General features: G+C 38.7%; 11 protein-coding genes. 5 read left to right on the top strand and 6 right to left on the bottom strand.

Annotation, left to right across the window (positions count from 1 at the left end):
- Positions 1-273 precede the first annotated feature (273 nt).
- Positions 274-885, top strand: a complete 612-nt coding sequence (locus VJJ03_RS08930) for a SprT-like domain-containing protein (RefSeq protein WP_040358451.1) — start codon at positions 274-276, stop codon at positions 883-885.
- Here the strand turns inward: VJJ03_RS08930 and VJJ03_RS08925 are convergent.
- Positions 880-1,206 (bottom strand): MerR family transcriptional regulator, encoded by a 327-nt coding sequence (locus VJJ03_RS08925; RefSeq protein ID WP_009746069.1) that lies wholly within the window; start codon positions 1,204-1,206, stop codon positions 880-882. The genes VJJ03_RS08930 and VJJ03_RS08925 overlap by 6 nt on opposite strands.
- Entirely contained in the window at positions 1,206-2,180 is a 975-nt protein-coding gene (locus tag VJJ03_RS08920) for a M23 family metallopeptidase (RefSeq protein WP_009746070.1), read from the bottom strand. The genes VJJ03_RS08925 and VJJ03_RS08920 overlap by 1 nt, the downstream gene beginning before the upstream one ends.
- A gap of 180 nt (positions 2,181-2,360) precedes the next feature.
- Here VJJ03_RS08920 and VJJ03_RS08915 point away from each other — a divergent pair, with 180 nt between their 5' ends.
- The 3 genes from VJJ03_RS08915 to ybeY are packed head-to-tail and all read left to right on the top strand — an operon-like array spanning position 2,361 to position 4,644.
- Positions 2,361-3,122, top strand: a complete 762-nt coding sequence (locus VJJ03_RS08915) for an exodeoxyribonuclease III (RefSeq protein WP_009746071.1) — start codon at positions 2,361-2,363, stop codon at positions 3,120-3,122.
- 4 nt (positions 3,123-3,126) lie between these two features.
- On the top strand, positions 3,127-4,167 hold the full coding sequence (locus VJJ03_RS08910) for a glycosyltransferase family 9 protein (protein WP_323975096.1): 1,041 nt from the start codon (positions 3,127-3,129) through the stop codon (positions 4,165-4,167).
- 60 nt (positions 4,168-4,227) lie between these two features.
- Entirely contained in the window at positions 4,228-4,644 is a 417-nt protein-coding gene (ybeY, locus tag VJJ03_RS08905) for an rRNA maturation RNase YbeY (protein WP_009746073.1), read from the top strand.
- Between the two features lie 65 nt (positions 4,645-4,709).
- Here the strand turns inward: ybeY and efp are convergent, their stop codons facing one another.
- Together efp and fumC are read right to left on the bottom strand one after the other, a co-directional pair.
- Positions 4,710-5,276, bottom strand: a complete 567-nt coding sequence (gene efp / locus VJJ03_RS08900) for an elongation factor P (RefSeq protein WP_009746074.1) — start codon at positions 5,274-5,276, stop codon at positions 4,710-4,712.
- Between the two features lie 26 nt (positions 5,277-5,302).
- Positions 5,303-6,703 carry a class II fumarate hydratase gene (fumC, locus tag VJJ03_RS08895; protein WP_009746075.1) on the bottom strand — a complete coding sequence of 467 codons (1,401 nt, stop codon included), beginning with the start codon at positions 6,701-6,703 and terminating at the stop codon, positions 5,303-5,305.
- Positions 6,704-6,904: 201 nt separating this feature from the next.
- On the opposite strand from fumC, the gene fsa reads away from it, so the two are divergent.
- Positions 6,905-7,552 (top strand): fructose-6-phosphate aldolase, encoded by a 648-nt coding sequence (fsa, locus tag VJJ03_RS08890; RefSeq protein ID WP_009746076.1) that lies wholly within the window; start codon positions 6,905-6,907, stop codon positions 7,550-7,552.
- A 46-nt stretch (positions 7,553-7,598) separates the two neighbouring features.
- On the opposite strand, the gene trmB is transcribed toward fsa, so the two are convergent.
- Both trmB and VJJ03_RS08880 read right to left on the bottom strand, forming a co-directional pair.
- On the bottom strand, positions 7,599-8,273 hold the full coding sequence (gene trmB, locus VJJ03_RS08885) for a tRNA (guanosine(46)-N7)-methyltransferase TrmB (protein ID WP_323975093.1): 675 nt from the start codon (positions 8,271-8,273) through the stop codon (positions 7,599-7,601).
- 17 nt (positions 8,274-8,290) lie between these two features.
- Positions 8,291-9,079, bottom strand: coding sequence for a (Fe-S)-binding protein (locus tag VJJ03_RS08880; protein WP_323975091.1), 789 nt, complete (start codon positions 9,077-9,079; stop codon positions 8,291-8,293).
- Positions 9,080-9,281 lie beyond the last annotated feature (202 nt).

Genomic DNA, 9,281 nt, shown 5'->3' with positions numbered 1-9,281 from the left:
CCGGGGGCAATATTCAGAACAACAAAACCTTACTCGAAATCTATACCCAAAAATTTAACTTACTAACGGAACTTACACAGTGCCAGATACCTGTAATGTCCCCAGAAGAATCATCATTCTTTCCACAAGAGGAAAATAGCAAGACTATAGAAAGCCATTACTCCTAAAAAATTCTTTTCGCAAAACTCAATTTCTTATTTTTATGGGAAGAAGATAACATTTTTTTACTTTATGAAGAAAAAGTTTATAATTTTTCTTATTTTTGCACTCATTATGGAAGCCATTTTATACAAATACTTACCTAAAGAATCGGTGATTCCTTGTTTTGAACTGATTAAGCGTTTGGGAATTTATCTAAAGATTGTTAATGAGCGACAAAGCCGGCATGGGGATTATCAACAGTTATCCAATGGACAGCATAAGATTACCATTAATGCCAACCTGAACAAATATCGCTTTCTGATGACTCTAATCCATGAGATTGCACACTTGGTGGCTACCGAGAAATACGGAAAGCAGATAAAGCCTCATGGCAATGAATGGAAGAGCACCTATCAAGCTCTGATGAAGCCTTTTTTGCGTCCTGAGATATTCCCTACAGAACTTCTCTCTTACCTTGTGATCCACTTCCAAAACCCTTCAGCAAGCAGTGATACTGATGTGCATTTAACCTTAGCCATGCGCCAATATGACCATGAGGAACGTGTAAAATATTATGTGTTCGAACTCCCCACAGGTAGCTTATTTTGCAGTGATGACGGACGTGTGTTCAAAAAAGGCAGTAAGAAAATTAAGCGCTATGAGTGCACAGAAGTCTCCACGGGCAAACGGTTTGTCATACAGCCACATGCCTTAGTAACTCCTCTTGAGAAGGATATGCTATAACTCATTCTTAATAGCTAATAAGGCTTCTTTTACCTTATTAAGTTTTTCAATAAGTTGCAAGGTAGATAGAAGTTCTTTAGGTTTTTCTTTGATCTTTGCCTTAGCCCCCTCTAAAGTATATCCCTGCTCCTCTACCAGGTGATATACTAAGCGAAAATTCTCTATATCCTTCTGTGTATATCGTCGTGTGCCGTGAGGATTCTTTTTGGGGGAAAGAATATCAAATTCCTTTTCCCAGAAGCGGATCTTGGAAGTGGCTACTCCAAAAGCCTTAGCAAGTTCTCCTATAGAAGCATAATACTTAGTAAAAGGAGTTTCCATTAGTCTAATGATTGGTTGCCTTGTGTAGATTGTTTTAACATTTCTGCATATTCTTCAGCCGATAAGCTCCCATAATAGAAGTTAATCGGATTAAGGTGTTCTCCATTCTTTTTCACTTCATAATGTAAGTGAGGAGCTTCAGAACGTCCTGTACTTCCCACATAGCCTATTACATCCCCTCGCTTTACTTTTTGTCCTGGTCGCACATTATATTGGCTTAAGTGTGCATAGATAGTCTCATAGCCATAACCATGGTCTATACGGATATGTTCACCATAACCTGAAGAATTACTATCGGCACGGGAGACTGTACCATCCCCTGTGGCATATACAGGAGTCCCTGAAGGAGCTGAGAAATCCATTCCGTAGTGGAATTTTCTAACCTTGGTAAAAGGGTCGGTACGGAAACCATAGCCTGAAGCCATGCGCTTAAGATCTTTGTTCTGTACAGGTTGGATAGCTGGTAAGGAAAGTAGGAGTTTTTCTTTTTCTTTAGCAAGGGCAGCTATGTCATCCAAGGATTTGGATTGTACTGCCAATTGTTTTTGTAAAGATTCCAAGCGCTTAGTCATATCAATAAGCAAAGCTGAATTACTAAATTTCTCCAAATATTCATATCGGTTAACCCCTCCGAAACCACTCTTACGTTGTTCCTCCGGAATAGGAGACATTTCAAAATAGGTACGATAAAGATTATTATCCCTATCCGCAATATTTTCAAGAACTTCCTCCATCTGTTGCATTTTCTTATTCAAAATGGCATATTGTGTTTCATTCTCCTTAAGTTCTCTTCTGAGAGAAAGCTCCTTAGGGGTTTGCATAATATTAATATTGTAGAGAATCACTACAAATATCAATGCGAAAAGAAAAGAAGAAAGAAAAAAGAAGAAAATATGTTTGAGCCGTCTCTTTCGGTTACTTATTTGCTTAAAGGACAGTGTTTCAGAGTCATAATAGTATTTAATCTTCGCCATGATTGTCTTGTTTTATGTACTATATATCCTGTTGTGGGGGCAAAAATACAATTTTCCAAGAAAAGAAAAAAGTATTTTAAGATTTTTAGCTAATCTGATGATTTGTCCACTCGCTGGTGTGCTGACATGCTAATTAATCAATTATTTTTAGTATTTTTGCACTTTATTTGATTAAACATTATGAAGATATTTTCTTACAATGTCAATGGCATTCGTGCTGCTATGAGTAAAGGATTTGTCCAATGGCTTTCTGCCGCAAGTCCTGATGTAATATGCTTGCAGGAGATAAAAGCCTTAGAGAGCCAAATAGACCTCCTTGCCTTAGAGGAGGCGGGTTACCGCTACCATTATTTTCATTCTGCAGAAAAAAAGGGTTATAGTGGTGTGGCTATCCTCTCTAAAAAAGAACCTGAACATGTGGAAATAGGTACAGGTATTGACTATATGGATAAGGAAGGACGTATTCTCCGTGCTGAGTATGGGGATCTCTCTATCATGAGCCTATACCTTCCCTCAGGCACCAATATTGACCGCCTTGATCATAAGCTACAGTTCATGGCGGATTTCCAAAAGTACATTAATACACTTAAGAAGGTACACCCTAACCTTGTCATCTGTGGAGATTATAATATTTGTCATGAAGCTATTGATATTCATGACCCTATCCGTAATGCTAACGTATCTGGTTTTCTTCCTGTGGAACGTAAGTGGTTAGATGATTTTCTCAAAAGTGGCTTTATTGATAGCTTTCGTTTTTTTAACAAAGAGCCTCATAACTATTCTTGGTGGAGCTATCGTGCCAATGCAAGAGCTAATAATAAGGGGTGGCGCATTGATTATTGTTTAGTGGCTCAGCCCTTGGAAAGCCGTATAGTAAGAGCAGCTATCCTACCTGAAGCCAAACATAGCGATCACTGCCCTATCTTAGTTGAAATAAAGTAGTCCTATGAAGAATAAGGAAATAAAGCACTTACTGGTGATACGGCTCTCTGCTATGGGCGATGTGGCTATTAGTGTCCCTGTACTTACCGCCTTCTCGGAACAATACCCCAAAGTACAACTGACTATCCTTACTCGTCCGCTCTTTGCCCCTATGTTCGCTCACTTACCACATACTACCTTATTCCCCATAGAGGTAAAAGGAAAACACAAAGGAGTAAAGGGGCTCTATCACCTTTTCAAAGAACTTAGAAACAGACAAATACAAGGAGTTGCTGACTTGCATAATGTATTAAGAACAAATATACTAAAGTTCTTTTTTTCCTTTACCCCTATCCCCTTCAAGCAGATTAACAAAGGTAGGAAGGAGAAAAGAGCCCTTACCAGAGCTAAGAAGAAGGTTTTCTCCCCCTTATTACCCACTTATAAGCGTTATGCTGACGTTTTTAAAGCATTAGGGTTTCCTCTTTCTTTGGATTCTCCTTATTTTGCCCCTAAACCTCCTCTTTCTCAAGAGATAAAAAATCTGCTATCCAGCACTATAAATATAGGAATTGCTCCTTTCGCTACTCACAAGGGAAAGGAATATCCTTTTGATCAAATGAAGGAGGTTATTATAGCGCTCGCTGAAAGATATCCTTTAGGGAAGATCTTCATCTTTGGAGGAGGTAATCGGGAAAAAGAATTGGTAGCCTCCCTCCCCTCTCTTGAGAATATAGAGAATATAATAGGTCGCTTTTCCTTTGAAAAAGAACTCTCCCTGATAGCACACCTGAGCCTAATGCTTGCTATGGACAGTGGAAATGCCCATTTGGCTGCCATGTACGGAATCCCCACCCTTACCTTATGGGGGGTAACTCATCCGTATACAGGTTTTGCTCCTTACGGGCAACCTCAAGAGTATTGCCTGCTTGCCAGCAGAGAGCTTTTTCCTTTAATTCCCACCTCTGTCTTTGGAAATAAATACCCTAAAGGATATGAAAAATCTATAACAACTATTTCTAACCAAGATATATTAAAAAAAATAATCACCATTTTAGAAAAATAAACTATTTTGTTTTCCTACTTTTTTTATATTTTTGCTTTTGAAAAAATCTAATTTACTTTTATGATACATTTCTTTTATGAACTTCCTTTTGAATTACCGAATGAGGAAGCGGACTACCAGCGTTGGGTGCAACTAATCATAGCCTCAGAACGCAAAAAGGAAGGAGATATTAATTACATCTTCTGTAATGATGAATATCTACACAAGATCAATGTAGATTATCTGCAACATGATACCCTGACTGACATCATTACCTTTGATTATGGAAAGGATAACACTCTCTCAAGTGATATTTACATCTCAGTAGAAAGAGTAAAAGAAAATGCACAAGAATATGGTGTAGATTTGCCTACAGAACTCCTCAGAGTCATGGCTCATGGTATTTTGCACCTGTGCGGTTACAAGGACAAAACTCCTGAGCAATCCCAAGAAATGCGCCAGAAAGAAGAAGAAAAGATGGCTCTATTTTTAAAATAAAAAGGAAAACCTTTGAACAGTAGTTCAAAGGTTTTCTAATAAAAATATATTAAGCTATAAAAAATTTAATCCTTCATTCTCTCCACATAAGTTCCTTTTTCAGTCTCTACCTTAATACGGTCTCCTTCATTGATAAAGAGAGGCACATTTACGATAGCTCCTGTTTCCACCGTAGCAGGTTTTGTTGCATTAGTTGCTGTATTTCCTTTTACTCCAGGTTCCACATGTGTTACTGTAAGAATTACATTAGCAGGCATTTCTACAGAGAGAGGAGTTTCATCTTCTGCATTGAAGATAATCATTACTACTTCTCCTTCTTTTAGCAAATCGGGGTAATCCAGCATATCACGACGAATATGTACCTGGTTGAAGTCCTCCACATCCATAAATACCAACTCATCTGCCTCTGGGTAGAGGTACTGGAAAGAACGTGTTTCCACCCGCACATCATCTATTTTATGTCCTGCTGAGAAAGTATTATCAATAGTCTTTCCTGTGGTTACACTCTTTAGTTTGGTTCTTACAAAGGCAGGACCTTTGCCTGGTTTTACATGAAGAAATTCGATGATTTTGTAAATGTCATGATTGAAACGAATGCACAATCCTTTTTTAATATCAGCTGTACTTGCCATATTTATTAAATATATTTAATTACTTATTATTTTTTAAGGCTTCCTACCATATCCTCTGGTCTTACCCAAGCATCAAACTCCTCAGGAGTTACATAGCCCAATCGGATGGCTTCTTCGCGGAGAGTAGTACCATTCTTATGGGCTGTATTGGCTATTTCAGCAGCCTTATAATAGCCTATCTTTGTATTAAGCGCTGTAACAAGCATAAGACTTTTGTTCACCAATTCCTTAATGCGTGGGTAGTTAGGTTCAATACCTGATACACAATGTTGCTCAAAACTCACACAAGCATCTCCTATAAGTCGTGCGGATTGTAAGAAGTTGGCACAAATCACAGGCTTGAATACATTAAGCTCATAGTGTCCCTGAGTAGCCCCTACACTGATAGCCACATCATTTCCCATAACTTGGGCAGCTACCATAGTTACTGCCTCACACTGGGTTGGGTTCACCTTTCCTGGCATAATAGAGCTACCAGGTTCATTGGCAGGAATCAAAATCTCTCCAATACCACTGCGAGGTCCTGATGCCAACAGACGAATATCATTGGCAATCTTGTTCAAGGAAACAGCGATTTGCTTAAGTGCCCCATGGGATTCCACCATAGCATCATGCGCAGCAAGAGCTTCAAACTTATTATGTGCTGTTACAAAAGGAAGCCCTGTAAACTGAGCGATATATTTGGCAACCAATACATCATATCCTTGAGGGGTATTAATACCTGTTCCTACAGCAGTCCCACCTAATGCTAGTTCACTAAGGTGTGCCAGTGTGTTTTTTAATGCTTTAATGCCATGTTCTACCTGAGAAGCATAACCAGAGAATTCCTGTCCTAAAGTAAGAGGTGTTGCGTCCATCAGGTGAGTACGTCCTATCTTGACCACATCCTTGAAGTCCTGTGATTTCCTCTGTAGGGTTTCTTTTAACTTCTCAAGACCAGGCAGGGTACATTCCGTCACCATTTTATAAGCTGCGATATGCATTCCTGTAGGAAAAGTATCATTAGAGGATTGTGACTTATTCACATCATCATTAGGCAAAAGGATTTTCTCTCCTTCCCCTATTTTTCTTCCTACAAGCTGTTGAGCTCGGTTAGCAATCACTTCATTCACATTCATATTGGACTGTGTGCCTGAGCCTGTTTGCCAAATAACCAAAGGAAACTGGTCATCCAACTTCTTTTCTAGAATCTCATCACACACTTTTGCAATAAGGTCACGTTTCTCTTGAGAGAGAACCCCTAATTCACAATTAGCGTAAGCAGCAGCTTTTTTTAGATAGGCAAATCCATATATCACCTCTTTAGGCATGGAGGCAGGAGCTCCTATTTTAAAATTATTGCGAGAGCGTTCTGTCTGTGCTCCCCATAGCTTATCTGAGGGAACCTTTACCTCTCCCATTGTGTCTTTTTCTATACGATATTCCATGGCATGAAAGTATTTTTATGATTTCTTTTTTATATCAAAAGAGTACTTCCTTTGACAAGACAAAGGTATATATTTTTTACAAAACTACCAAATTTTTTTCTCATTATGTATTCCATTGAATAAAAGGACATTCAAAATATTTTTATCTCATAGGGAGGAAAATCCAAAAGAAAGTAGTACCTTTGTCAAAAAATTATAACAATGAAATTCTTTATAGACACTGCCAATCTGGCACAGATTCAAGAGGCTGAACACTTAGGAGTATTGGATGGCGTTACAACCAACCCTTCCTTAATGGCGAAAGAAGGTATTCGCGGAGAGGCAAATATCCAGAAACATTACAAGGATATTTGTCATATTGTTCAAGGAGATGTCTCCGCTGAAGTAATCGCTACCGATTACGAAGGAATTATCCGAGAAGGAGAAATCCTTGCAAACCTTCATCCTCAGATCGTAGTAAAAGTACCTATGATAAAGGATGGAATTCGGGCTATTCGCTACTTTTCACAGAAAGGAATTCGTACTAACTGTACCTTAGTTTTCTCTGCTGGACAGGCTCTTTTAGCAGCCAAGGCAGGAGCCACTTATGTTTCTCCTTTTATTGGACGTTTGGACGATATCTCCACTGATGGATTAGGTCTGATTGCTGACATTCGCCTTATCTATGATAATTATGGCTATAACACCCAAATACTTGCAGCTTCTGTGCGCCATACCATGCATATTATAGAATGTGCTAAGATTGGAGCTGACGTAATTACAGCCCCTCTCTCAGCCATCTTAGGACTTCTCAAGCACCCACTTACCGATATTGGCTTGGAAAAATTCTTAGCTGATGCCAAAGGATAGACCCTATAGAAAAGGGTGCCCTTCTTTCTGAGGCACCCTACACTTTTTACTTTAACCGAAAACAGATGTAAGTAATCGGTTTTCCCTGCGAAAGATATTGTTTTTCATAGGTAGTTTGTATAGCTAATACTTCAGCAGGAGCCCCTTCATTTCGGTAGATATGATGGTTGGCATAAAGTACCTCTTGCCCCAGTCCATGAAGAAGTCCTAAGGTATATCCGTGTAAATATTCACTATCCGTTTTTAGATGAATTACCCCCTGAGGAGAAAGGATTCTTTTATATCTCTCCAAAAACTCCTCATTGGTAAGCCTATGTTTGGTACGCTTATACTTTATCTGAGGATCTGGAAAGGTAATCCATATTTCGGAAACCTCATTAGGAGCAAAAAGCATATCAATAAGTTCAATTTGTGTCCGAAGGAAAGCTGCATTGGTAATACCTACCTCCAAAGCTGTTTTGGCTCCCCTCCAAAAGCGTGCTCCCTTTATATCTACCCCTATAAAGTTCTTACAAGGATTTCGTTGCGCTAAATTCACTGTATATTCCCCTTTGCCACACCCCAATTCCAAAACTATAGGGTGCTCATTTTTAAAAAAATCTCTTGCCCAAGAGCCCCTTAATGGAAATTTTCCAGCAATCACCTCCTCCCTGTTGGGTTGTATTACATTGGCAAAAGTTTCATTCTCTTTAAATCGTTTTAGCTTATTTTTACTTCCCATACAATTTCATAAATCATCTATAAATCTTCTGCTTGTTCTATCAGCAAAGCTATATCCATCACAGGCACTATCGTTTTTTGTTGATTTTTCACTCCATCGGTAAGCATTGTATTACAAAAAGGGCAAGCTGTAACAATAATTTCAGGACATACCTGCAAAGCCTGTTCTGCACGTACATTATTAATTTCAGCAGTTCCTTTCTCCGCCTCCTTGAACATCTGAGCTCCTCCTGCCCCACAACAGAAAGAATGAGCTCTATTCTTCTTCATCTCTACAATCTCAGCTTCTAACTTCTCAAGAAGTGCCCGTGGAGCTTCATACTCTCCGTTCCCCCTTCCTAAATAACAAGGATCATGAAAGGTAATACGCTTTCCCTTGAATATACCTCCTTCCACCCTCAAACGACCTTCTTCCAGAAGTTGCTTAAGCAATTGAGTGTGATGAAGTACTTCATACTTTCCCCCTAATGAGGGATATTCATTACGTAAAGTATTGAAACAATGTGGACAAGCAGTTACTATCTTAGTAATTCCATAATTATTAAGTGTTTCTATATTAGTCAGCGCCTGCATTTGAAAAAGAAATTCATTTCCAGCTCTTTTGGCAGGATCTCCAGTACAACCTTCTTCTGATCCTAATACGGCAAAGGAAACTTCCGCCTTGCAGAGTATTTTAGCAAAGGCTTTGGTAACACGGCGAGCACGTTCATCAAAACTCCCCGCACAACCTACCCAAAAGAGAATTTCTGGTTGCACTCCCTGAGCACTGAGCTCTGCCATTGTTGGAATATGAATAGGTGTATTCATTCTCTTTTTTGAGTGCAAAATTACGAAAATAATAATTAACGATTCATGATTCATAACTAATTTTTTAATATACTCAATATCAACATTATAATCTATAATTAAGATAGAATCCTCCTATGAACTTATAGAGGTTTAATGACTATACTATTCAATAATTACCTTACAGAACAGGCAAATTACATTAATTAAATAGTTTTTTGTA

Source organism: Capnocytophaga sp. G2 (assembly GCF_035282625.1).
GTDB lineage: Bacteria > Bacteroidota > Bacteroidia > Flavobacteriales > Flavobacteriaceae > Capnocytophaga.
The sequence above is the reverse complement of the archived record's forward strand: the minus strand, read 5'-3'. Positions and strand labels throughout refer to the sequence as shown.